The following is a 23,798-nucleotide window of genomic DNA, read 5'->3' as shown; positions in this document are numbered from 1 at the left end:
TCGTCAAGTTCACGCGATTTAACATGATAAATATAATTTTTATTGGAGAAAAAAATAAAGGGAGGGAGAATATGAGATACAAACGTAATGAAGCTTTTCGTTACCAATTGAATGATTCTCTTGACGCTATATTTACACTAAAGGTTGAGGAAGACACACTTTCTAGTAAAGGGCATGCTCTTATCTATAATATAAGTCCCAATGGATTAAGATTTCGGACAGAATATGACTTACCTGTTGGTGATTCGCGCTTATTATTACAACTTCAGTTCATTTTAAATGGAAACGAGATAATTATGCCTGGCCATATAACCTGGAAGAAAAAAATCGGGATTCTATTTGAATATGGTTTTGAAGGAAAGGAAAATAATGAAGCAAAACAGAAGATAATCAACGGCTTAAAAGAACTTTCTCGAATAGATAATAAAGATACGCTTTAAAAGAGTGCGTATTTATTACACACATCTAAATATTCTTCCACTTCACTCGACCACTGAACTTTTGCAGTGGTCTCCTTTTTTTGTTGGGGTACTTTCCGTCCTTGCTAATCTCCTCAACAAGTTGATCTATATTTTTTACTCCCCAAAGTTAACATTTCACCTGTTTAAAATCTTTTAAATAAACTCATTTTCTATGTTAATTTGGATAGAAAGGAATAAAAAGATTTCCATCAGTGGAGTTGCCTTAAAACTCCACCGATGAATAATTAGCAAACAGTTTTTCAGTGTCCGTCGTTTAAAATGGATCTAAAGCTAAGTGCCCTATTTTTCAACTTCTTGGCTCGTCCATATATTTATATGTAACATCTCCGCCAATTTCTGCAATTCCTTTAAAATGCTTAAAGTCTTCTCTCTTTACCAATTCTGATCGAAAAGTGAGAAATTCCTCTTTTTTAACTCGATAACTTTCTATTTCTTTATTCTTTAACTGTTCTAATATTTTTTCTGCCAATTCCTTATTCATGCCACTCACCAATTACCCTTTCTATCTTTTTTTCAGTCCATATTTTAATTTATTGTAATATTTTAAGCAAAGAATTCTACACTTTTCCTTTTTTAATATTATTTTTTGATATTATTATGGATATTTTTTTTAATTATGTTATAATATCATCTAATATTAGGATAGTGTAACCATTAGTGATAGTCAAAAAAATAGGATAATGAAGTCCAAATTACTTCCTTCACTTTCTTTTATATTAAAAATACATAATTTTTCGATAAACAGCATTTCCCTTTATTTCATCATGCTAGGTAGAACTTACCTTCAAGCAGCAACGAAAAAGACTATTTCAAAAAGTAAATGATACACATTTTATTTGCAGTTTCATAGTATATATTTATTAAGATTACTATACTGCTATTTTTTACGAATAAGTTCTAATAGTGCAAACTATAATCAGAATTTATATAAAATTTGGAATGATAAGGAGAGATTTGAGTGAAAAGAGCTGAGGTTGGAAATATAATTGAATTTAGAGGGTTACAAGGAATTGTTGAAAAAGTAAATGAAAATTCAGTTATTGTAGACTTAACTTATATGAATAACTATCGTGATTTAGAATTAGAGCAAAGAACAGTTGTTAACCACAAAAACTATCGTATCATTAAATAATGTTCAAAAAAGAAGTCTATATAGGGATTGCCTCCTTTTATTGACTTCTTTTTTGTATGCGCTTTATTTCTTCCTTATAATAAGGAAGAAACTATTCTTCCGCCAATTCTTTTTTTGTCTTTACTTTTCCATGTGGCTTTTGTTTCTGCTTACGTACAGTCCATTCTCTTTCTTTTTCTCTATGTGCTTTTGACATCTTCTTCACCTCCATCCTTCGTTATATAATAAACATTATCAACTTTTTTATCCCTATTAATAGTTACAAACTTATCCCATTTTCCAAGTGAATTTCCGCTCCAATATTCCATGCGCTTAAAAGAAATATTTGGTTGACCACATGAAAAAAAACTGTTAACATCACATTATATTTCTTAAATAAATTACATGCTATGAATGTTATGGATCAAACTATAACAGGAGCAGCTTCTGGAGAGACCGTTTGGATTCCCAAACGGCACCGAAGGATTCACAATCTCAGGTAAAAGGACAGAAGAACAACCAATACATATTTATAATCATGTCCTGGTTCTTCTTATCCTTTGAAACAGATTGGTGTATCCAATCTGTTTTTTTCATACATTCATTAAATCGTTTTATTTGAGAAGCAAACAAAATTGTGAGGTATGAGGTGAAATAATGGTTCAACAACGTCGAGCAGTCGTAAGTGTCATTGGAAAAGATCAAATTGGAATTATCAGTAAGGTAACAACAATCCTTTCTAATAATCACATTAATATCCTAGATATCAGTCAAACCATCCTACAAGATTTCTTTACAATGATGATGTTAGTAGATATTACCGATAAAGAAAACTTGGATAACTTAACAAAACAGTTTGATGAATTAAGCGAGCAACTTCATTTAAAAATTAATATCCAATTAGAAGAAATTTTTCAATCCATGCACCGTGTCTAAGAAAAGAGGGTCAGAAAATGAAAATTGCATTGAATGAAATGATGGAAACCATTAATATGGTACAGATGGAAAGCCTTGATATTCGTACTGTTACGATGGGAATCAGCCTTTATGATTGTGCTGATTCAGATTTTCAAAAGTTAAATGAGTCTGTCTATAAAAAAATTACAAAGTATGCAAGCAAATTAACGGAAGTAGCAAATGCTGTTGAAAAGGAATATGGAATTCCCATTATTAATAAGCGTATTTCTATCACTCCAATTGCAGAAATTCTAGGAAATAGTACAGTAGAACAAGCAGTAACCCTAGCAAAAACATTAGATAAAGCCGCAAAAGATTTAAATGTAGATTTTATAGGTGGATATTCTGCCCTTGTACATAAGGGGATTACTAAAGGTGATCAAACATTATTAGCTGCCCTTCCAGAGGCACTTTCTGTGACAGAACGCGTTTGTGCCTCCGTATCTGTTGCTACGACTAGAACCGGTATTAATATGGATGCAGTAAAACAAATGGGTGAAATAATTAAAAAAGCTGCTGAAAATACAAAAGATCAAAATGGTCTAGCATGTGCTAAGCTAGTGGTTTTCTGTAATCCTGTTGAAGATAACCCATTTATGGCTGGAGCCTTCCATGGAGCAGGTGAAGGAGAAGTTGTAATCAATGTTGGTGTTAGTGGACCTGGCGTTGTATTAAGTGCATTGAAGAAATATCCTGAAGCTGATTTAGGAGAAGTCTCAGAAATCATCAAAAAAACAACTTTTAAAATAACTCGAGCTGGGGAATTAATTGGACGAGTAGTTGCGGAACGTTTAGATGTACCATTTGGAATTATGGATTTATCCCTTGCACCGACTAATGCTATTAATGATAGTGTTGCAGAAATATTAGAAGAGATTGGTTTGGAACGTGTCGGAACACATGGGACCATTGCAGCATTAGCTTTAATGAACGACGCAGTTAAAAAAGGTGGAGCAATGGCAAGTAGTTATGTTGGTGGATTAAGTGGCGCCTTCATTCCAGTAAGTGAGGATAATGGAATGATTAAAGGAATTTTAGATGACAGCTTAACCCTTTCTAAACTGGAAGCAATGACTTGTGTATGCTCTGTTGGACTTGATATGATTGCCCTGACTGGAGATGTTACAGCAGCTACGTTATCAGCAATCATTGCCGATGAAGCAGCTATTGGAATGATTAATAAAAAAACAACAGCTGTCCGTGTCATTCCTGTCCCAGGAAAGAAAGAGGGAGAAATCGTAGAATTCGGCGGTCTTTTAGGTCGAGCACCTGTAATGGGAGTTAATCCATTTAGTTCAGCTAAACTCATTGACCGAGGCGGACGTATACCATCTCCCCTACAAGCATTAATTAACTAATAGTATCTTTACATGACAAATACATGAGGCTGGGACATAAGCATTTCATTCAACAATAAACACGAACTATTATGTAATTAATTTGCATGAAAATTCGTGTTTATTGTTTTGAAAAAGGTTTAAAAAACGAAGTGTAATGGAGCGGAGGATGCTCGACTCCTGCGGGAAATAGAGGAAAGGCTGAGACCCCGCAGCGCAGCGAGGAGGCTTAGCTTCCTCCCCGGCGCATCGTGCGTCCGTAGCGCAATGGAACGACTTAGTTTTTACACCTGACTATATTTAAAAACATAGAAAACCATCATGAGAAAGTAGCTTTATTTAAAAGCTACTTTAGAGATTATTCGTCTTTAAAGATTAGTTTTTTAGTTTTGTCCCAGCCTCACCTTCTTGTTAGAAGCGAAAACCAATTATTTAGGCACAGGTTTAATCCATAAGAACAGCAAGAATACTAAGCTTATGTAACCAAATATAGGATATAAAAAGGATAATAATGTGCCATACTGTACGAAACTAATTAAATAGGAAACCAAAATAATTCCACCGATTATTACCATACTTGGTAAAGGAATGAAGCTCCGCAACTGCCTCTCTAACCCATAAATATTCCCGATTACCGAACTGAAAATTTCTCCATATATGACTAAAATATAAACCCATGAAAGCTGTGGAGCTAAATTTTTCATAATAATAGCCATAGGAATAGAATACAGATAAACATCCTTCAGCATAATAAGGGAAAAATGACTGGATATTAGAATCATCATTAGAGCAATTCCACCTAAAATACCTCCCCATTTAACCACTTCTTCATCACCAATTTCAGAGGCTGCAGGTACTAGCACAGCAATTGCTAAAGCCAAATTTAAGGCAGTATACGAAAACGGAGAGCTGATCGTTTTCCAAGTAATGGTCTCCATTTGAAATATCTCTCCCAAAAATCCTGGCAAAGAAATAGAAAGTATAAAGAGAATAAAGCTGAAACTGATCATAATAGGTACAACAAATGTGTTTACGGCAAATAACCCTCTTGTTCCTACCATCATAACCATTAAAGAAAGGACAATTGTAAAAATGACGCCAACCGTTTTATCTAGGCCGAGCTGCTCTTCAAATACAGCACCAGCTCCTGAAAACATCACAGCACAGACTCCTATTAGCATAAGTAATAATAGAATGTTAATCATTGTTCCTATGACATTACCAAATAAGTAAATAGTAAACTCTTGATAGGAAGATGCCTTTATTTTGACCGAAATACGCATTAGTTTCGCCCCAAAATACGCAAAAATAAATCCACTTACAATGATTCCTAACAAGCCGATAAATCCATATTGTGAAAAAAAGACTACTATCTCTCTTCCTGTCGCAAATCCAGCACCGACAACAGTACCTACATACACCGCTGCTAGCTGTATTGCAGCATACCATTTATTTTTCACAGATTTCCCTCCCTACATCAACTATATGTAGAAATGGACAAACAATGACGAGCATTTTCTCTAAATAAAAAATAAATTTTTAAATGAAATAGCTTCCTAATTTTGAACAAGAATATTTACATTTGGATTAGGAAGAACCCAGTCTATCTTCCTCCCATTCTGTATGCAAGTAAAGAGTCTTCAGGAGATTTTTAAACGGAATAAAATTCCATTAATATTTTTTAAGCAAAAAACTTGAAAGTCAAAAAAGGTCAAAGTATAATCATAATTACAAAAGGTCAATATTAGTCAAAATCAAAAGGAGGATATTTAATGATGAAATGTGAAATTTGCCAACAAAACAGTGCCACAATCAGCTTACGATTTGTATTAAACAATATGGAAAGCACAATGAATATTTGTCATGTTTGCTATCAAAAAGAAAAGCAAAAAATGACAGCACAAAACGGCCCAATGTTTTTCCAACCTTCCCCTTTTGACGAGTTATTTCAATCACTTAACCAATCAAATTCATTAGGGGGAGCTAGTGCTTCAAAGGAAGCTCCTTTTATTAATAACAATAAAAAAGCTGGCATTCTCGATAAACATGGGAAAAACTTAAATCAAATGGCTAATGCTGGTTTGATTGACCCAGTTATCGGAAGAGAAAATGAAATTGAACGTATAATCGAGATTCTAAATCGAAGAAATAAAAATAATCCAGTACTAATCGGGGAACCTGGTGTCGGGAAAACAGCGATAGCAGAAGGATTAGCTTTAAAAATTATGGAAGGCAATGTTCCAAAAAAATTACAAAATAAAGAAATTTACTTATTAGATGTGGCTTCCCTTGTATCAAATACAGGTATTCGCGGTCAATTTGAAGAAAAAATGAAGCAAGTCATTCAAGAAGTACAAGCTAGAAAAAATGTTATTGTCTTTATTGACGAAATCCATCAGTTAGTAGGTGCAGGCTCTGCAGAAGGCTCTATGGATGCTGGGAATATTTTAAAACCAGCATTAGCTCGCGGCGAACTGCATATCATTGGGGCAACAACCTTAAAAGAATATCGTCAAATCGAAAAGGATGCTGCCTTAGAGCGACGATTCCAGCCAGTGCAAGTAAGTGAGCCATCTGTGGAAGCTACATTATCGATTTTAAATGGCATTAAGGATAAATATGAAAAATTCCATGAAGTTTCTTACACGGAAGATGCAATAAAAGCATGTACTGAGCTATCCCATCGTTATATTCAAGACCGCTTCTTACCAGATAAAGCGATTGACTTAATGGATGAGGCTGGTTCTAAAATGAATCTTTCTTCTACTTATCAAAACACGGAAGAAATCGAAAATCGTCTTGCTATGATAGCAAAAGAAAAAGAAAAAGTATTAAAAGAAGAAAATTATGAAAAAGCAGCTCAACTGCGCAAAGAAGAACAACAGCTTGAAAAGGCATTAAATGAACCAAACAATGATGATAAGCCGATTGTGGATGTTGCCCTTATCCAGCAATTAATCGAAAAGAAAACGGGCATTCCAGTAGGAAAATTACAGGAAGATGAACAGCAAAAAATGAAGTTTTTAAGTGATCGATTAGCAGCAAAAGTAATTGGACAGGATGAGGCTGTTCGCAAAGTGGCTAAAGCCATTAAACGTAGTAGAGCAGGACTTAAATCAAAAACGAGACCAATTGGTAGCTTCCTTTTCGTCGGTCCAACTGGTGTGGGGAAAACGGAACTTACCAAAACACTAGCAGAAGAATTATTCGGCAGCAAGGATAGTATGATTCGCCTAGATATGAGTGAATATATGGAGAAACATAGCATTAGTAAAATCATTGGTTCTCCTCCAGGATATGTTGGTCATGAAGAAGCAGGACAATTAACAGAAAAAGTTAGAAGAAATCCATATAGCATTATTCTGCTAGATGAAATCGAAAAAGCACATCCTGATATTCAATCCATCTTCTTGCAAATTCTAGAAGACGGACGCTTAACAGATAGCCAAGGACGCACTGTCAGCTTTAAAGACTCTGTTATTATTATGACAAGTAATGCAAGTGTCGCCCATAAACATAGGGTTGTTGGCTTTGGAAATAATGATGCAATCGAAGAAAGCAATCTTTTACAAACATTAGGAAACTTCTTTAAACCAGAATTCCTTAACCGCTTTGATGCGATTATCGAGTTTAAATCATTGGAAAAAGAACACTTACTACAAATTACAGACTTATTATTAGAGGAACTTTCTCAAAATTTACAAGAACAGCAAATCACTTTACAAGTAACCGAAACGGCCAAAGAGAAAATCGTAGAATTAGGAACACATCCAAGCTTTGGTGCTCGTCCTTTAAGAAGAGTAATTCAAGAGCATTTAGAAGATCAATTAGCAGATGTTATTCTCGATGAGCCAACAGTTAAAGAATTAACTGCAGTTATTGAGGATGACCAAATTAAGGTCAAACCAGTGCAAACACAATCTATTAGTCAGTAAATAAAAAGAAAACCGTGGGGCAATCCCACGGTTTTCTTTTATAGATTTCGGTCATCTACAGAACTTAACCACTCATCAATTACGCCGACAACTGACTCTACACAGCCATTTTCAAATGGAGAGATTAAATTAGCCTCTTTCACTAATTCCGTAAACGGCATGCTTCCCCCTAATTTGCATAGCTTAACATAATCAGCCCAAGCATCTTCTTGATTCTCTCTTGAACGTTTCCAGAATTGGAATGCACAGATTTGCGCCAATGTATAATCAATATAATAAAATGGAGAACTAAAAATATGCCCTTGCTTTTGCCAGAAGCCACCATTCTCTAGAAACTCATTTCCATCATAATCAAGATGTGGACTATATTTTTTTTCGATATTTCTCCAAGCCTGTTTTCTTTCTTTTGGAGTAGCGGTCGGATTTTCATATACCCAATGTTGGAATTCATCCACTGATACTCCATAAGGAAGGAATAAGAGTGCTGAGCTTAAATGAGAAAACTTATATTTCTCTACATCTTCTTTAAAGAATAATTCCATCCATGGCCATGTAAAGAACTCCATACTCATCGAATGAATTTCTGCAGCTTCATATGTCGGCCAATAGTATTCAGGAATATCAAATCCACCACTAGAGTACACTTGGAATGCATGACCTGCTTCATGTGTTAATACATCAATATCTCCTGAAGTTCCATTGAAGTTAGAAAAAATAAATGGCGCTTTATAATTTTCAATAAAGGTACAATATCCTCCCCCTGCTTTTCCTTTTTTAGCAACCAAATCCATTAATTCTGTTTCTCTCAAATAGGAAAAGAAATCACCAGTTTCTTTTGATAGTTCCTTATACATTTTTTGACCATTTTCAACTATCCAGGCTGGATCTCCTTTAGGAGTAGCATTCCCCGTTAAAAATTCGAATGGTTCGTCATAATATTTTAAGGAGTCGACCCCTATTCTTTTTTGCTGTCTTTCTTTTAATTTTGTTGTTAATGGGACGATATGTTCTTTTACTTGATCTCTAAATGCGGCAACCATTTCTGCATTATAATCGGTACGATACATACGATAGTATGCTAGCTCGACAAAGTTTTCATATCCTAGCTTTTTGGCAATTTCTGTACGAACCTTTACCATATCATCATATATTCTATCTAACTGCTCTTCATGCTCACCAAAGAAAGCAAAACGGGCTTCACTAGCAGCCTTTCTAGTATCACGGTCTTTTGATTCCGTAAATGGCTGCAATTGTGCAAGTGTTCTTTCTTCTCCCTCAAACATTATCTTTGCAGAAGCTACAAGCTTTGTGTATTCTGTTGATAGTTTATTTTCTTGTTGCAAAAGCTCTACTACTTCTTCTGAGAACACTTTTAATTGAGCTTCCGCTAATGCAAATAGCTGATGTCCCCATTTTTCTTCCAATTGTTCTTTAAACTTAGATTTTACAAGCGCTTCGTAATATTTAGTAGTAAGCCCCTCCACCTTAGGAGATACTTCATCCATATAATCTTGTTCTTTTTGATAAAATTCATCATTTGTATCAACAGAGTGTCGAATATAGCATAAATTAAACATTGTAGAAACATCATTTCTTAGCTCGTTTATTTTCTCTATCGCAGTAATTTGCTGCTGAACATGTTCTGCATTATTAAAATCTACTAATAGTTCATTCATCTTAACTGCAAACTCTTCAATATTTGGTCTTTTGTATGTAAATTCCGAAAATTTCATTTATATACCCCCTATTTCTTCTATGTATCACTATAATTATACATGAATATTAACAACACAAATACATAAAAGCGAAATTCGTAAGGAAGATTTATTTCAAATAGTTCCTTCGAAATAAACCTTTATCCTATTTATGAATACTCGCTTTTTACATTATACAATGACTATTTTCCAACTGATAAACCAAGGCGTTTAATTAATTCAATTGCCACATCTTTTTCTCCTGGTGATAGTTCAGACATGATTTCATGGATTCTTTGTTCGTGATTTGGAAAAATGCTTTCAATCAACTGTTTGCCATTTTCCGTTATTTGAGCGAATGTGACTCTTCGATCTGTTGGACAGGCAATTCTTCTTAAATACCCTTTTTCTTCCAGTTTATCAACTACATAGGTAATACTTCCACTTGCTAATAAAATCTTACCTCCTATTTGCTGTAACGGTTGATCTCCTTTATGATACAACAATTCGAGAACAGCAAACTCAGTTGGATTCAATCCATTTGCAGTAATTAATTTATTCACATTTTCATTGATTGCTCGAAATGCTCGAGACATAACAATATATAATTTTAATGATTGTTCAATATCTTTTTTTTCCATATTAAACTTCCCTTATTAGAATAATTCATTATCTCGAATTCAGATAAATTATAGTATTCTCCCTTAGATTTGTCAATTTCTGTAGAACTCCGCCTGTCATTGAGCTTTTACCATTTCATGTTATAATGAAGTTTATACATTGGAATTTCGTTATGGAGAATCTATTAATGAAAATAACTACACAAAAAAAAATTTCGTATATTGTAATCGTTGTTATTCCTATTATGATTACTGCAGTTCTTTTTTTTAATTACCAAATAAATAAAGAAGAAGCCAAAAATAAAGCTCATGCAGAATGGGTTGCTTCCATCCACCAAAAGCAATGGGACTCTTATATAAACAAAGTAGTATCCTCTTTAAATATATTAAGTCTATCTATTCAACCAAATATTGATACACCTAATGAGATGGATAGCTTACTTAAAAAAGTATTTACGAATGAGCATATCTATGGGGGTTTATTTTTACTCGACAGTAAAGGGAAAACGATTGCAGGGGTAAATGATACTTATGATTCCATTGATATTTCAGAGGAAGATTATATATTGGAAGTTATAAACTCAAAGGATTTAGTGATTTCTAATCGAGAAGAAGTATTAAGTAACGGACAGAAGGTTATCGGTATTGCAATGCCAATATTAGGTCAACATAATAGACTAGACGCGATTATAACAGCATATCTTCGTGTCGATTACCTTATTAATTTAACGAAGATGTTATCCTCAGAGGAAAATATTGCGATTATGAATGGGCAAAAAGAAACCATTCTCTATATAAATGATGGTGCAACTTTAGGCGAAAATGTCATTAACATGCCGATTGACCGTTTACCTTGGTCAATCATGGTTGAATTAGTAAAACCGAATATTTGGAACATTGTCAAAGCAAATATTTGGATACCTCTGTTCTTCATTCTCATTTTTCACCTTATTTATCTGATTATGATTCTTTACTATCAAAGAAAAGTAAGAAAGGAAGAAACAAAAGAGAATGAAATCCAAAAATTAGAGCTTGTTGGTAATTTAGCTGCTAGTTCAGCTCATGAAATTAGAAACCCTTTAACAGGAATTAAAGGATTGATCCAATTATTAAGTGAAAAACATCAAGATCAAAAGGATCAGCTATACTTTTCCATTATCCAAAAAGAAATTGCTCGAATAAATGAAATTGTAAGTCAATTCCTCATTTTAGGAAAGCCTACAGCACAAAAAAAACATAATATGAATTTAAAAATGATTATAGCAGAACTTAATCCACTTATTATTTCAGAAGCAAATTTATATAATGTAAAGTATATTGACAAAGTGCCTGATGAAGACATTTATGTACTTGGAATAGCAGATCAAATGAAACAAGTACTGTTGAATTTAACAAAAAATGCACTTGAAGCAATGGAAAATGGTGGTCAATTAGAGCTTACAGTTCGTCCTATTCGTTCAAACGTACTTATTTCAGTAACGGATAATGGTATAGGCATGTCCAGCCGTCAATTAAAGAAAATATTTGAACCATTTAACACTTCGAAGGAATCAGGTACCGGCTTGGGGCTTGTTGTATGTAAAAGAATCATTGAATCATTCGATGGTGAAATACAAATATCTAGTAGAGAAAAGAAAGGAACAAGGGTGAATATTATTTTACCTTTAATAGACTAACAACCTACTTCTTCGCTTCTTGCATGTTCCTTTATATTTCCCTTCTTTCCACAAAGAGGGGAATAACTATTGAACAAAAGATGCTTTTTTCTTTATCCTGATCGTGGACACATGCGGAATAATGGGGTATTAACATCATTTAATTACAGAAGGGCATTGATTTAGATGAGATATTATTAGGTAATTACTGCCATTACCCTTCACCAATATTATTTAATAGTATATTATCTATATACAACCTCAGAATAATTTTTGCGCTTATATTGACTAGCATTAGACCAAAAAATTCGAGTGTTTTTATATTTTCTTTTTATTTGTTTTCTTTTTTCTCGTTCGTAACGAAAAACAAGCTGATATTTATAGATTAATTCATCAAGCTCTTGACTTAACCTAATCGTCTCCGCATCAATAGTACCAAGCTCTTTTGCTGTTTTTATCATTACCTCCCTCTTCTCTTGAATTTCATCTAACAATTCTGTTTTCTTACAATACACCTTTTTCTTCCTCCTAATCAAATTCCAACTTTCAAACAATTCATTATTGTTTACTTGATGAATTATTACAATAAAACAAATAAAAGTAAATAGATTCGCAATATTAGACATTTTTTTAAGAAAAAATAGGTAAAAAGACCTATTTATCTATCTAACCATTACTGTTGTTCGACAAGAAACGTGACGAAAATAGTCGAATGGTATGACTAAAGTAAGCAAACGCTTTCTTTTTGGTTATTTCCGCCCATTATTTCCCCTCATATAAAAAAAGCTAGTACTCTTTATATTAAAAAAGGATTAAATAGATAAAAATCTATTCAATCCTAAATGAAATTTTATAGCTTTATTCCATCTTATTTAAAAATCGGAAGTGTACTTAATCTTTCAATGGCCTCTTGTAATCTATCCACTTCTGTTAATAACCCCACTCGAACATATCCCTCTCCAAATTGACCAAAACCGGATCCTGGAGCCATTGCAATATGTACTGTCTCTAATAAATAATCACTAAATTCTTGTGACGTAAAACCATCTGGTATTTTCAGCCAAGCAAAGAAGGATCCCTCTGGCGCCTTCACTTCCCAACCAATTTCGTTGAGTCCTTTTATTAATATATTTCGTCTCTTTTCATAAAGCTCATTCATCCTTTTTACACTCTCTTGAGATTCTGTTAATGCCGTGTAAGCAGCTTCCTGTATCGCACCAAATAAACTTACATACAGATGGTCTTGGTAAAGATTAATAGCTGAAATAACACTGCTATTTCCAACTGCAAAGGCTACTCTCCAGCCTGCCATATTAAACGTCTTTGACAATGTATATATTTCAACTCCAATATCCTTTGCTCCATCAGCTTGAAGAAAACTAATTGGTTTCTTTCCATCAAAGCCAATCGCACCATATGCAAAATCATGGACAACACAAATGTCATGCTTTTTACTTAGAGAAACTGTCTCATCAAAGAATTCCTTTGTTGCTATCGCTCCTGTCGGATTGTTTGGGTAATTTAAAAACATTAACTTTGCTTTCTCTAAATCCTTTTCTGCTATATCCTTATAATTGGGCAAAAACCCATTTTGTTCTCGCAACGGCATCATAACTGTTTCTGCTTGTGCTAAAGCAATCCCAGATAAATAGTCGGGATAGCCAGGATCTGGAACCATTACTGTTTCTCCTGGATTTAATAGACATAACGGAATTTCAACAAGACCTGCCTTCCCCCCAAATAAAATAGCCACCTCTGTTTCAGGATTTAAATCTACATTATATTCTTGCTTGTAAAATTGAGAAATGGCCGTTTTTAAATGAGGATAGCCTCTAAAAGGTGAATACTTATGGTTTTTCGGTTCTTCTGCTGCAGCTTGCAGGCTCTGGATAATAGTAGAAGGAGTCGGTTGATCTGGATTACCTTGTCCTAAATTAATCACATCATAACCTCTCTCAATATAGCTATTAACTTTTGTAACTAATGAAGCAAAGAATTGTTCTGGCAAATTTTTCAATAACTGAGATTGTTCATATTTCTTCATATAACTCACACCTTCTTTAAACGATAAAGTGAAACTTCCATCAGGGAAATTTTTCTTCTTTTTCCCCGCTGATGTTAATGGAATCATTCAACCTTTACAAACAGTTGATTATCAAATCTCCTACAAAAAGAAATGAGCGTATTCCTGTCCGTTAATAGTGGGATAATCGCTAAAAATATTTCACTTACTTAAATGATGCAATACAAAAATAATCATTTAATAATTCGCTTTTTTATGATATAACCAAATTACCTTAATAATTGGATTTTTTAGTTGATTATCATTATATAGGAAAATAACGAAGATGAATAGAGGTGTTAGCTTTTGAATTTTCGAATTAGTTTGATTCAAATGGATATTGCATTCGGTAAACCAGAAGATAATTTTCAGCAAGCAGAAGAAAAAATTACGGCCGCTTGCAAAGATAACTGCGATATCATTGTATTGCCTGAGCTATGGTCAACGGGCTATGACTTAGCAAGACTTTCATCAATTGCTGATAATCATGCCAAAAGAACTATCTCTTTTTTAAGTGAATTAGCACTTAAACATCAAGTTCACATCATTGGTGGATCTATTGCGAATAAGAAGGAAAATGGCATATTTAATTCCCTTATTGTTATAGATAAATCAGGAAATGTCGCCCACACCTATGACAAGCTCCACCTTTTCCAATTAATGGATGAACATTTATATTTAAAAAGCGGAACATCAAGTGGATTGTTTTCTTTAGAAGAGAGAATGTTTGCTAGTATGATTTGCTATGATATTCGCTTCCCAGAATGGATAAGAGCACATACAACAAAAGGGGCGGAAGCAATCTTTGTTGTTGCTGAATGGCCAAAGCCAAGATTGGCACACTGGAAAAGCCTCCTTATTGCTCGAGCCATTGAAAATCAATGCTTTGTAATTGCTTGTAATCGCGTTGGTGCAGATCCTGATAATGTCTTTGCAGGACATAGTATGATTATTGATCCATGGGGAGAAATCGTAGCAGAAGCCGGTGAAGAAGAAGAAATTCTAACAGCCTCTGTTCATTTAGATAAAGTTACAGAAGTTCGGAAGACTATCCCTATTTTTACCGATCGCAAACCAGAATTTTATAATTGATTTTAGCATTTTTATAAAAATATTCTAAGTAGAAATAATGAGCAGCCTGAATACACATAAACTTAGACTCCTCTTGGATTTGCGGAGGGCACTGAAAAAGAATAGTATCTCCAAATTAAATAAGAATTTATTTATTTGAAAGCGAATATTAAGTTGGTTTGGAGAGGCGTCCGCTCGACTCCTACGGGAGATGCGAGAAAGTCCGAGACCCTGCAGGAGCGTGAGCTGTGAAGCGGCTCGGCGCTCGCCCCTATGAGTCACGTGGGCACCTCGGAAAACAATTTGCACATCTAAGTTTAAAAGGCGGTTACTATCAATCATCAATAGCTATCACTTTTTCAGTGGTCTCGATTTGCGAGAGTGAGATCCTATAGCCGAAACACGGGGATTAAAAGCTTTCCCATTTGAAAGCAAAGTGTATTTAGGCAGAGGATTATAGCAACAATATTAACAAAAATACCGATCATTCTTTTAAGGACTGTTTGACTCTGTTGATCAGTCCTTCCTATTTTTTACTTTGCCCACATTTCCTCTGGATTAAGTTCATATATATTATTTTCTCTATACATAAAATGATTAATGATAAATTCTCTTCTAATTGTGGCATAATCATCAAAGTACTGTTTTATATGTTCATTTATTTCTTTTTCCTCATATTTTCTTCCAAAAACTAATCCTTTTAACATGTATTTGAATACTATTAATTTCTTCTTTCTTTGAGCAGGGATATTCTTAAGTCTTCCCTCTGCAGTAAAGAAGTTTTCGATAATTTTTGTTTGTTCCTCATTGTTAACAGTCATTACACTTTCCTCCATTCCTATAGCAAGTTTTTTTAAGGCTTCTGTTTGCTGCAAAATAACAGATTTGTTTAAATAAAAATAAATCGTGTTCTTATCTCTTCTATCATAGACGATATTTATTTCACGCATTTTCTTTAAATGATGTGTAATCGTAGGGGCAGATAAGCCTAGTTTATCTGCTAAAGCTTGCCCATTCCATGGTTTGTTTGCTAATAAAGAAATAATTCTTATTCTCGTTGGGTCTCCCATTGTTTTATAAAAAGCAACCAATTTATCTAATTGCATTCAACCACCTACTTTCATAACCTTCTAATTAGATACTAATAAAAGTAGTTGGTTGTGTCAAGAAAGAAAATCAGTATTAACTAATTCTTTTTTCCTATTGAAAAAACAACAATCTTTTAGAAAACGGACAAAGTTTACGAGATGCTTTCCCTTTTACCTTACTTCAACAAAAAAAGACCTAGTTTACATTAACGGGGTCTTTTGTAATAATTCCATTAGTCTATTTTGTTTATGTTTATTGGAAGTAGGAGGTGAAAAGTCGTACCAATGCCCAGCTCCGACTCTACTTTCACTTTCCCTTGATGGTCTTCTATTATTTGATAAGATACTAATAAACCTAATCCTGTTCCTTTTTCTTTTGTCGTATAAAAAGGCTCTCCTATTCTAGCTAGCTTTTCTTTACTCATCCCTTTTCCATTATCCTGGATTGATATATGGAAGTAATCTTGTTTTACTTCCATCGAAGCCTCGATTTCTCCGCCATCTTCTAATACCTCTATTGCATTTTTGATAATATTTATAAATACTTTTTTCAGTTGATTAGGTTCACAGTAAATCATCGGAATTTCTTCTTCGTATTTTTTTATAAATTGAACATTTTGTAATACTGCTTGAGCATGAAGTAATTCCATCGTTTCATTCATAATCTGCCTTAAATCACTTTTTACATATTTGACTACCTGTGGCTTAGCAAGCAATAAAAATTCATTAATAATTGATTCAATTCTCGTTAGCTCCGATTTTATTACCCCAAAGTACATTTCATTTTCAGGAGAAGCCACATCTGTTTCTAATAGTTGAATAAACCCTTTTAAAGCTGTCATTGGATTACGAATTTCATGTGCTATTCCTGCTGCCAATTCTCCTACAACATTTAATGTAGATGATTTCCTCAGTTGTTCTTCCAAGATGGCATTCTCTGTAATATCACGTAGCGTAGTAATATTTAAGCCAGAATAAACATTAAATTTATTTCTATATTCTAGCTGTGTGTACTCCCATTTATTCTGAAATTTCACTGTATATAGTCCTTGATTTTGTCCTTCTTCCTTCAAATGAATTAATTTAGGCTTGATATCTTCGCCTATCGATTTAGCAGGAGGAAGAGTGGATAATAAATCTAGACCGATTACTTGCTCTTTATTTTTGCACAATAGACGTTCTGCCGCTTTATTCATATCTATTATTGTAAATTTCTGATCCCAAATAATAATACCATCAAAAACTTCTTCAAAAATATTTTCGAACATCGCCTTACTTTCTCTTATTTCCTCTTCCATTTTGTATCGTTCCGTTATATTGCGAAAAATACTCATATTTAAACCTTCCACCGAATGGAGTTTTGTTGTAAATTCCAGTATTTTCTTCTGCCCATTTGGCATCAAAAACATTAATTCATCACGATTTTCCTTTTGATGATATAAATTCATGACTATTTCAGCATATTGCTTATCTTTTTTATAAATATAGTCACTAATCTTCGAAGTCAGCAATTGTTCCTTCGTGCTTTCAAAAATTTTAAGAGCAGAGGCATTAGCTGCAATAATTTGCCCTGTTTCTTTCCATAGCATTATCCCATCTAGTGCTTCTGTAAAAAATTCATTATACAAAATTTGTGTTTCTTCTTTTTCTTTCTCTTTCTCTATTTCTTCTGTAATATTTTCGATGATTGTTACAAAACCCATATCATATGGCAAGCAACTTGTTAAGGTTTCAAAATAATGTAATTTATTATTAATTGTTAACGGTAATATGCTACGTTTTGAATGCAAATCAGATTTGGTTATTAGATTGTTAATATTATTTCTTATCATCGAACGCTCTTCTTGTTGAAGGAAGTGGGTTATATTTCTACCGACAACTTGATCAACTTTTAAGTTAAAGTTATCACAAAGAAATGTATTGATATCGCGAATAACACCATTTTTATCAAATATAATGATTCCTACATTTATTGTTTGGAAAACAGTTGATCGCCTATCCTGTATATGACTCTTTTCCTCTAGTTTTTTTCTCAGAATTGTATTCTCTTTCTCGACTTCGCTTAGTTTCTTCTGCAATTGGCGATATTCTTCTGAATAGGATATACGATCCATCCTAGTGGTTACCCTCCTTACAAACGTAGTGTTTACATTATTCTACATAATTTTCGAATTTCCTTTACTTCTGGAAAAAATAAGAGAATAAAACTATTTTTATAAATAGGAAAAAGAAGCTCCCTATTTAAAAGAAACAAATGAATTGTCACAATCTATCCAATATATCCCTTTCTCCCCTATTATTTCTTAATAGAGACCCACAAAAAATTAAACAAATTTAAAGGTTTACCTGCTATGATAAATAAGATTTTTTCTCTTTGGGTTGTTCACCAGTTCATTTCATTTTTGTAATAAATAAAAGTTATTTATTTAACAGATTGACTACATGCGATTAAAACAAGGGATTTTGTGTTATATATAGTTAGTGAAATATATGATATTTCCATTCATGAAAGGATGAGTTTATGAAACAACGGGATTACTACTTTGATAATGCAAAATTTATTTTGATCTTTTTCGTTGTCTTCGGTCATTTTATCCAATCATTTATAAATGACAATCAAAATATTTATACGTTATATAAAGTAATTTACACTTTTCATATGCCGGCATTTATATTAATTTCGGGATTTTTTGCTAAGGGGATTTCGGATAAGGGCTATATAAAAAAATATGCAAAGAAGCTGATTATTCCTTACCTGATCTTTCAATTAGTATACAGCATTTTTTATTATTTTCTTTATGGAAAGTCGACTTTTGCCATTGAACCGTTAACACCACATTGGTCATTATGGTTTTTAATTAGTTTATTTTTTTGGAACATCTTCTTATTAGCTTTTGTGAAATTAAAGCCGATACAAGGGATTATTATATCCCTACTTTTAGGACTTGCAATAGGTATGATTGACTGGACATCAACCTATTTAAGTTTAACAAGAACATTCGTTTTCTTCCCTTTATTCTTAATGGGCTTTTATATGAAGAAGGAACATTTCAATTTAGTTAAAACGAGAAAAGCTAAAATTAGCGCTATTATCATTTTCGCTCTTGTTTTTATCGGTTTTCATTTCTTTCCGTCGATTAATTATCAATGGTTATTTGGTTCTAAATCTTATGAGACATTAGGGGAAGGGTATATTGCAGGAATGGCAATGCGAGTATTTTTCTATATATTAAGCTTTCTAATGATTTTTTGTTTTTTCACATGTGTACCAAAAAGGGAGTATTTTTTTACTAAATTTGGTAAATCAACGTTATATGTATATTTATTACACGGTTTCTTTATTCGTCTTTTTAGACAAAGCGATTTGCCGGATATATTTGTATCTCCGAGATCCTATGTGATGATTGTCGTTGTATCATTCTTAATAACGATGCTGCTTTCAAGCAATATAATCATTTCTTTAACACAGCCGCTGATTGAGTTAAGAAGTTCAAAATTGAAACAACTACTCTTTAAACGGTCGACATATACTTCGAATAGATAGATTTTGAAGAATCTTCCCATCAGTTACGGATTCACTGATGGGAAGATTTCTTTATTTCCTTCTAGCTTTTCCCTTTACTTTATCTTTTGTTAACGCTTCTGTATCAAAGAATTTGCTTGCATTAACATCGCCAAATTCTTGACCAAATTCTACATTTGAGCTCTCTGTTTGTTTACGATTCTTTTGTTTTTTCGACATTTAATTTCCCTCTCTTCCTTGCTTAGAATTTCGATTAGCACCTTTGATTGGGTTCTCGCCTCTGCTAAATTCAGCAGAAAATTCCGTTTCTTGGATGTTTTTCTTCGGAGTTTTACTATATTTTTCTACACTATTAAATTCAGCCTTGCGCTTTGCCATTTTTGTCATCTCTCCTTTCACACTTACATTCTTATTATTCACAAGCAAAAAGAAGATATGCTTCCCTACATTTGTTAAAACGGAATAAGGTACACAAGTATTCTAACTATAAAAAAACCCAAACAAGTACAATCCTTGTTTGGGTTTTTAATTAGTTAAATAGGGTGTTTTCGTAAAGGTGGTGTTTCACCCAATAATGATTCGTTCTTTTGGATAGTGGAAATTATCTTTTTTCTCTTTTCCACCGATGATATAGATGAATGAAGTCAATCCAATTCTTCCGATAAACATGAGGAGCATAATCACACATTTTCCAAAGTTAGATAATTCTGGAGTCAAGCCTAAGGAAAGCCCTGTAGTACCGAAAGCAGAACAAACTTCAAAAAGGATTGCAATAAGAGGGGCATTTTCAGTTATGGAAAGAGCAATAACAGCGACAATACAAATTCCAGTTGCAAATATTGTTACTACTAATGATTTTATTATATCCTCTTCATGTATTTCTCTTTTAAAGATCTTTATATGTCTGTTTCCATTTGCATAATGATAAATAAATAATATGTTTAAAGCAAAGGTTGTCGTTCGTATTCCACCACCGACTGAACTTGGAGAAGCACCGATAAACATAAGAAAACAAAAAATAAGCAATGTCGTAATAGAAAATGCATTTAAATCCATTGTTGCTAACCCACCGCTTCGTGTAGACGTAGAATGGAAAAAGGCATTAAAGAATATTTGGTGCCAGTTCATTCCTGCATAATAATTACCCCATTCTAAAAGAATAAACATAATTGTTCCAAATAACAAAAGAAAACCAAACGTCATGGTCGTTAACTTTGTAAATAAAGAAAATTTAAGATTCACATTCCCTTCTTTTGGAAAAAGATAATTCTTTCCTTCAATTAATACAGGAAAACCGATTGCTCCCAATGTAATTAGAATGATATTTACCAACTGTACAAAATAATCATCCTTAAATGGAATAAGAGATTGTCCTGTTAAATCTAAACCTCCGTTTGTTGTAGCACTAACGGACGCAAAAGCTCCATGTAAAAGAGATTCTTTCCAGGTAGGATAATAATTATGGAATTGCAATGTAAGAATAATAGCTCCAACAACTTCAATGATTACAATAATTTTAAAGATTTCTCTAATTAAATTGACTAACCCTGACAGATTAGACTGATTGTGATCAATCATAATTAACTGTCTCTCTCTTAATCCTATCTTCCTCCGAAAAATCATCCAGAAAAATGTTCCTATAGCCATAACGCCAATTCCGCCAAATTGTAAAACAAGCATTAAGATGATAATTCCATATGTACTATATGTCTCTGCGATATTAATTACCGTTAGTCCTGTTACACTTACTGCTGTTACTGCAGTAAAAAGTGTATCCATAAACGATACCGTTACTCCTTCTTTATGTACACCTGGTAAACTCAATAACAGAACAGATATACTAACTGCTAATATATAATAGCTGGTTATCATTTGCGCAGGAGTTAGGTTTTGAAGGACTAACTTAAACTTCTTGCCCATTAAAAAACAATCCCTTTCTTTCAAAGCTAATTAATAAAGAACCTCTTTAATAAGATCTTTTTTTCTATGCATGAATAATAAACAGTATAAGTTATCTATCCCTAGTCGTACAACCTTATATTATAATTGTTTATTTAACTTTTATAGAGGCACTGTAACATTATACGATACGCAAATGTAGTTGGGAAAGATTCATTTTTTTGAAATTCTTTTCATAAAGCAAATGACAAGAACAAATTTTTCAAAAAATTTATGTTGATTGTAATTTATCCTATTTTCTCCCATATAAACAAACATTACCACTAATGAACTTCAATAAAATCCATATATTATTAATACAGAATCATTTATCATTTCCATATAAATTGCAAATGAATTTGATAAATAATCACTGTACTATTAATAAGGAGGAAGAAAAGAATGGCTTCTAGTAATAAATTATTAGTTCCGGGAATTGAACAATATTTAGATAGTGTGAAATATGAAATTGCACAAGAATTTGGAGTAAATTTAGGATCAGATACCGTTTCTCGTGCCAACGGCTCTGTTGGAGGAGAAATTACAAAAAGACTTGTTCAACAAGCACAAGCAGAACTATCAGGTAAAACACAGTAATATCGCTAATCTAGCGTAGTTTGTTGAATAAATTATTAGAAAAAGCCATTCCAAAATATGGATGGCTTTTTCTAACCTTTTATGCATTGCTTTCCTTTGTTTTAACAGCTTCTTTATTGGAAAAGAAATATCCCCCAATTGCAATTGCTACTAATACAACCCAGAAAATCCCTTTCCATATTTTAGATTCTGGAAAATGTTCATCTAGGAATCCTACAGATGGATGTGCTAAAGTAAATACAGCCAATTTCACACCAACCCAACCAACAATTAAAAATGCTGCTGTTTCAAGAGACGGGCGGGAATGAAGTAACTTGACAAACCAGTTTGCTGCGAAACGCATGATGATTAATCCAATCAAACCACCCATGAACATAACTAAAAATTGTCCGCCATCAATTCCACCAAGCGAAAACCAATTTGTTTTTGGTAAGGTAATTGCAAGCGCAACTGCCGCTAACATAGAATCGATTGCAAAAGCAATATCTGCTAACTCTACTTTTAAAACAGTCATCCAAAAACCAGATTGTTTCTTCGTCTTCTTCTCCTTATCCCCTTCATTCTTCTTCGCATATTTGCCATAAATATTATGCACCGCAATGAAGAGAAGATAAATGGCACCTATCGCTTGAACTTGCCATACGTCTACCAAAAACGAAATCATAAATAACGTAGCGAAACGGAAAACAAACGCACCCAATAGGCCATAAAAAAGCGCCTTTTTTTGTTGCTCAGCAGGTAAATGTTTAACCATAACCGCCATAACTACTGCATTATCTGCTGCCAATAACCCCTCTAATACAACTAGAATTAATAAAACCCAACCATACTCTAATAACATGCTCGCATCCAATAATTTTTCCCCCTTTAGGTATTTATTTGTATACTTCCTATTAGCAGGTTTTGCTACAACTCTCGTTATTATGTACAAAAGTGCGCAAAAAAGACCTTTGCCAAATAGGCAAAGGTCTTGCTAAGCACTAATATGCCAACAAAGCCGATGGCAAATGCCATGAACTGACGACTTTGTTTTAGGTATCAACCTAAAAGCTACTCCCCTTTGAGTAGTATACAAATATTAATATGTATTAATTATATACATAGTTGAGCTATTTTGCCAATAGTTTTTTCTATTTTTTTATTTTACTGATAATTTTTTAAATAAACATAATGAATCCTATGCTTTCACCCTATATCTAGGATCTAGCATACGTTTCACAAATGTCTCTTTTTCCTATAATAGATTAAACAATACTTTACTATATGACCGCAAATGATACCAGGTATCAAAAAAACCATCGGTAAAAAAACAGGACCGAACAATACGCCAAATAGCTTCAACTTTGTTGAATAAAAAACGCCCACCGTAACAAAATATGCGCAAAAAACAAATGGCAAAAATGCGTATTCATTGTCTGTATCCATTACTTCTTTATAAGCATCCCACATCGCAAACATATATAAACACGGATAAAACAATATCCATTGAAAGTCTATTACGTCTATCGCTTCTTGGATATTGCCACAAAAACTAAGCATAATTGCCATATTGAAGTTACTTTTCGCATTTATAATAAACTCTAAAATAACAAACAATGTTCCTTTCCAATATTTTTTCAATAACAACTGACTAAAACCTGGAAGTGCAATACTCCACATGATTGCTTCAAGTCTACTTAGGCCCTTCATTGGTATCACCATCTATTTTTCTGTACCTACTTATATAAT

General features: G+C 33.3%; 23 protein-coding genes and 2 riboswitches. Of the genes, 9 read left to right on the top strand and 14 right to left on the bottom strand.

The window, feature by feature from the left end; translation table 11 throughout:
- Positions 1 to 71: 71 nt before the first annotated feature.
- Positions 72 to 440: a PilZ domain-containing protein gene (locus tag ACWNMZ_RS10880; protein WP_251627367.1), complete on the top strand. Its 369-nt coding sequence runs from the start codon at positions 72 to 74 to the stop codon at positions 438 to 440.
- A gap of 328 nt (positions 441 to 768) precedes the next feature.
- On the opposite strand, the gene ACWNMZ_RS10875 is transcribed toward ACWNMZ_RS10880, so the two are convergent.
- Entirely contained in the window at positions 769 to 963 is a 195-nt protein-coding gene (locus tag ACWNMZ_RS10875; protein WP_251627368.1) for a hypothetical protein, read from the bottom strand.
- Between the two features lie 477 nt (positions 964 to 1,440).
- On the opposite strand from ACWNMZ_RS10875, the gene ACWNMZ_RS10870 reads away from it, so the two are divergent.
- Positions 1,441 to 1,614, top strand: coding sequence for a YkvS family protein (locus ACWNMZ_RS10870; RefSeq protein ID WP_065429081.1), 174 nt, complete (start codon positions 1,441 to 1,443; stop codon positions 1,612 to 1,614).
- A 91-nt stretch (positions 1,615 to 1,705) separates the two neighbouring features.
- Here the strand turns inward: ACWNMZ_RS10870 and ACWNMZ_RS10865 are convergent, their stop codons facing one another.
- Entirely contained in the window at positions 1,706 to 1,810 is a 105-nt protein-coding gene (locus ACWNMZ_RS10865) for a DUF6254 family protein (RefSeq protein WP_251627369.1), read from the bottom strand.
- A 220-nt stretch (positions 1,811 to 2,030) separates the two neighbouring features.
- Positions 2,031 to 2,114, top strand: a riboswitch (glycine riboswitch).
- A 136-nt stretch (positions 2,115 to 2,250) separates the two neighbouring features.
- Here ACWNMZ_RS10865 and ACWNMZ_RS10860 point away from each other — a divergent pair.
- Positions 2,251 to 2,529, top strand: a complete 279-nt coding sequence (locus tag ACWNMZ_RS10860) for an ACT domain-containing protein (protein WP_031534154.1) — start codon at positions 2,251 to 2,253, stop codon at positions 2,527 to 2,529.
- A gap of 17 nt (positions 2,530 to 2,546) precedes the next feature.
- Positions 2,547 to 3,908 carry a PFL family protein gene (locus tag ACWNMZ_RS10855; protein WP_251627370.1) on the top strand — a complete coding sequence of 454 codons (1,362 nt, stop codon included), beginning with the start codon at positions 2,547 to 2,549 and terminating at the stop codon, positions 3,906 to 3,908.
- A gap of 407 nt (positions 3,909 to 4,315) precedes the next feature.
- On the opposite strand, the gene ACWNMZ_RS10850 is transcribed toward ACWNMZ_RS10855, so the two are convergent.
- Positions 4,316 to 5,347 carry a YkvI family membrane protein gene (locus tag ACWNMZ_RS10850; RefSeq protein WP_031534151.1) on the bottom strand — a complete coding sequence of 344 codons (1,032 nt, stop codon included), beginning with the start codon at positions 5,345 to 5,347 and terminating at the stop codon, positions 4,316 to 4,318.
- A gap of 315 nt (positions 5,348 to 5,662) precedes the next feature.
- Between ACWNMZ_RS10850 and ACWNMZ_RS10845 the strand changes: the two genes are divergently transcribed.
- On the top strand, positions 5,663 to 7,822 hold the full coding sequence (locus tag ACWNMZ_RS10845; protein WP_031534149.1) for an ATP-dependent Clp protease ATP-binding subunit: 2,160 nt from the start codon (positions 5,663 to 5,665) through the stop codon (positions 7,820 to 7,822).
- Positions 7,823 to 7,860: 38 nt separating this feature from the next.
- Here the strand turns inward: ACWNMZ_RS10845 and ACWNMZ_RS10840 are convergent, their stop codons facing one another.
- Positions 7,861 to 9,555 (bottom strand): M3 family oligoendopeptidase, encoded by a 1,695-nt coding sequence (locus ACWNMZ_RS10840; RefSeq protein ID WP_031534147.1) that lies wholly within the window; start codon positions 9,553 to 9,555, stop codon positions 7,861 to 7,863.
- Between the two features lie 164 nt (positions 9,556 to 9,719).
- Complete coding sequence (locus tag ACWNMZ_RS10835) at positions 9,720 to 10,157, bottom strand: MarR family winged helix-turn-helix transcriptional regulator (protein WP_031534145.1); 438 nt, start codon at positions 10,155 to 10,157, stop codon at positions 9,720 to 9,722.
- A 167-nt stretch (positions 10,158 to 10,324) separates the two neighbouring features.
- Here ACWNMZ_RS10835 and ACWNMZ_RS10830 point away from each other — a divergent pair, with 167 nt between their 5' ends.
- A complete protein-coding gene (locus ACWNMZ_RS10830) occupies positions 10,325 to 11,812 on the top strand; it encodes an ATP-binding protein (RefSeq protein WP_251627371.1) in 1,488 nt (495 codons plus the stop codon).
- Between the two features lie 224 nt (positions 11,813 to 12,036).
- On the opposite strand, the gene ACWNMZ_RS10825 is transcribed toward ACWNMZ_RS10830, so the two are convergent.
- Entirely contained in the window at positions 12,037 to 12,417 is a 381-nt protein-coding gene (locus ACWNMZ_RS10825) for an aspartyl-phosphate phosphatase Spo0E family protein (RefSeq protein WP_081836522.1), read from the bottom strand.
- A gap of 242 nt (positions 12,418 to 12,659) precedes the next feature.
- Positions 12,660 to 13,835 (bottom strand): pyridoxal phosphate-dependent aminotransferase, encoded by a 1,176-nt coding sequence (locus tag ACWNMZ_RS10820; protein ID WP_031534140.1) that lies wholly within the window; start codon positions 13,833 to 13,835, stop codon positions 12,660 to 12,662.
- 324 nt (positions 13,836 to 14,159) lie between these two features.
- Between ACWNMZ_RS10820 and ACWNMZ_RS10815 the strand changes: the two genes are divergently transcribed.
- Positions 14,160 to 14,945: a carbon-nitrogen family hydrolase gene (locus tag ACWNMZ_RS10815; protein ID WP_031534138.1), complete on the top strand. Its 786-nt coding sequence runs from the start codon at positions 14,160 to 14,162 to the stop codon at positions 14,943 to 14,945.
- Between the two features lie 512 nt (positions 14,946 to 15,457).
- On the opposite strand, the gene ACWNMZ_RS10810 is transcribed toward ACWNMZ_RS10815, so the two are convergent.
- The gene (locus ACWNMZ_RS10810; RefSeq protein WP_251627372.1) at positions 15,458 to 16,030 is read right to left on the bottom strand and encodes a metalloregulator ArsR/SmtB family transcription factor; all 573 of its coding nucleotides are present in this window, start codon (positions 16,028 to 16,030) and stop codon (positions 15,458 to 15,460) included.
- A gap of 215 nt (positions 16,031 to 16,245) precedes the next feature.
- Positions 16,246 to 18,126 (bottom strand): PAS domain S-box protein, encoded by a 1,881-nt coding sequence (locus tag ACWNMZ_RS10805; protein WP_251627373.1) that lies wholly within the window; start codon positions 18,124 to 18,126, stop codon positions 16,246 to 16,248.
- A gap of 407 nt (positions 18,127 to 18,533) precedes the next feature.
- On the opposite strand from ACWNMZ_RS10805, the gene ACWNMZ_RS10800 reads away from it, so the two are divergent.
- Positions 18,534 to 19,556 carry an acyltransferase family protein gene (locus tag ACWNMZ_RS10800; RefSeq protein WP_031534132.1) on the top strand — a complete coding sequence of 341 codons (1,023 nt, stop codon included), beginning with the start codon at positions 18,534 to 18,536 and terminating at the stop codon, positions 19,554 to 19,556.
- 51 nt (positions 19,557 to 19,607) lie between these two features.
- Here the strand turns inward: ACWNMZ_RS10800 and ACWNMZ_RS10795 are convergent, their stop codons facing one another.
- The 3 genes from ACWNMZ_RS10795 to ACWNMZ_RS10785 form a co-directional block, all read right to left on the bottom strand.
- Positions 19,608 to 19,754: a hypothetical protein gene (locus ACWNMZ_RS10795; RefSeq protein ID WP_192840939.1), complete on the bottom strand. Its 147-nt coding sequence runs from the start codon at positions 19,752 to 19,754 to the stop codon at positions 19,608 to 19,610.
- Positions 19,755 to 19,913 carry a hypothetical protein gene (locus ACWNMZ_RS10790; RefSeq protein ID WP_192840940.1) on the bottom strand — a complete coding sequence of 53 codons (159 nt, stop codon included), beginning with the start codon at positions 19,911 to 19,913 and terminating at the stop codon, positions 19,755 to 19,757. It abuts the gene before it with no gap.
- A gap of 186 nt (positions 19,914 to 20,099) precedes the next feature.
- Positions 20,100 to 21,455: a TrkH family potassium uptake protein gene (locus ACWNMZ_RS10785; protein ID WP_235250193.1), complete on the bottom strand. Its 1,356-nt coding sequence runs from the start codon at positions 21,453 to 21,455 to the stop codon at positions 20,100 to 20,102.
- Between the two features lie 420 nt (positions 21,456 to 21,875).
- Between ACWNMZ_RS10785 and ACWNMZ_RS10780 the strand changes: the two genes are divergently transcribed.
- Positions 21,876 to 22,070, top strand: a complete 195-nt coding sequence (locus tag ACWNMZ_RS10780) for an alpha/beta-type small acid-soluble spore protein (RefSeq protein ID WP_235250218.1) — start codon at positions 21,876 to 21,878, stop codon at positions 22,068 to 22,070.
- A 79-nt stretch (positions 22,071 to 22,149) separates the two neighbouring features.
- On the opposite strand, the gene ACWNMZ_RS10775 is transcribed toward ACWNMZ_RS10780, so the two are convergent.
- Together ACWNMZ_RS10775 and ACWNMZ_RS10770 are read right to left on the bottom strand one after the other, a co-directional pair.
- Complete coding sequence (locus ACWNMZ_RS10775) at positions 22,150 to 22,923, bottom strand: TerC family protein (protein ID WP_031534127.1); 774 nt, start codon at positions 22,921 to 22,923, stop codon at positions 22,150 to 22,152.
- Between the two features lie 122 nt (positions 22,924 to 23,045).
- A riboswitch (yybP-ykoY riboswitch) is annotated at positions 23,046 to 23,141 on the bottom strand.
- A gap of 144 nt (positions 23,142 to 23,285) precedes the next feature.
- Positions 23,286 to 23,759: a hypothetical protein gene (locus ACWNMZ_RS10770; protein ID WP_031534125.1), complete on the bottom strand. Its 474-nt coding sequence runs from the start codon at positions 23,757 to 23,759 to the stop codon at positions 23,286 to 23,288.
- Positions 23,760 to 23,798 lie beyond the last annotated feature (39 nt).

This window comes from Niallia sp. Marseille-Q9988 (assembly GCF_976954375.1).
Note: the sequence above shows the minus strand (reverse complement) of the source record. Positions and strands in the feature narration are given on the sequence as shown.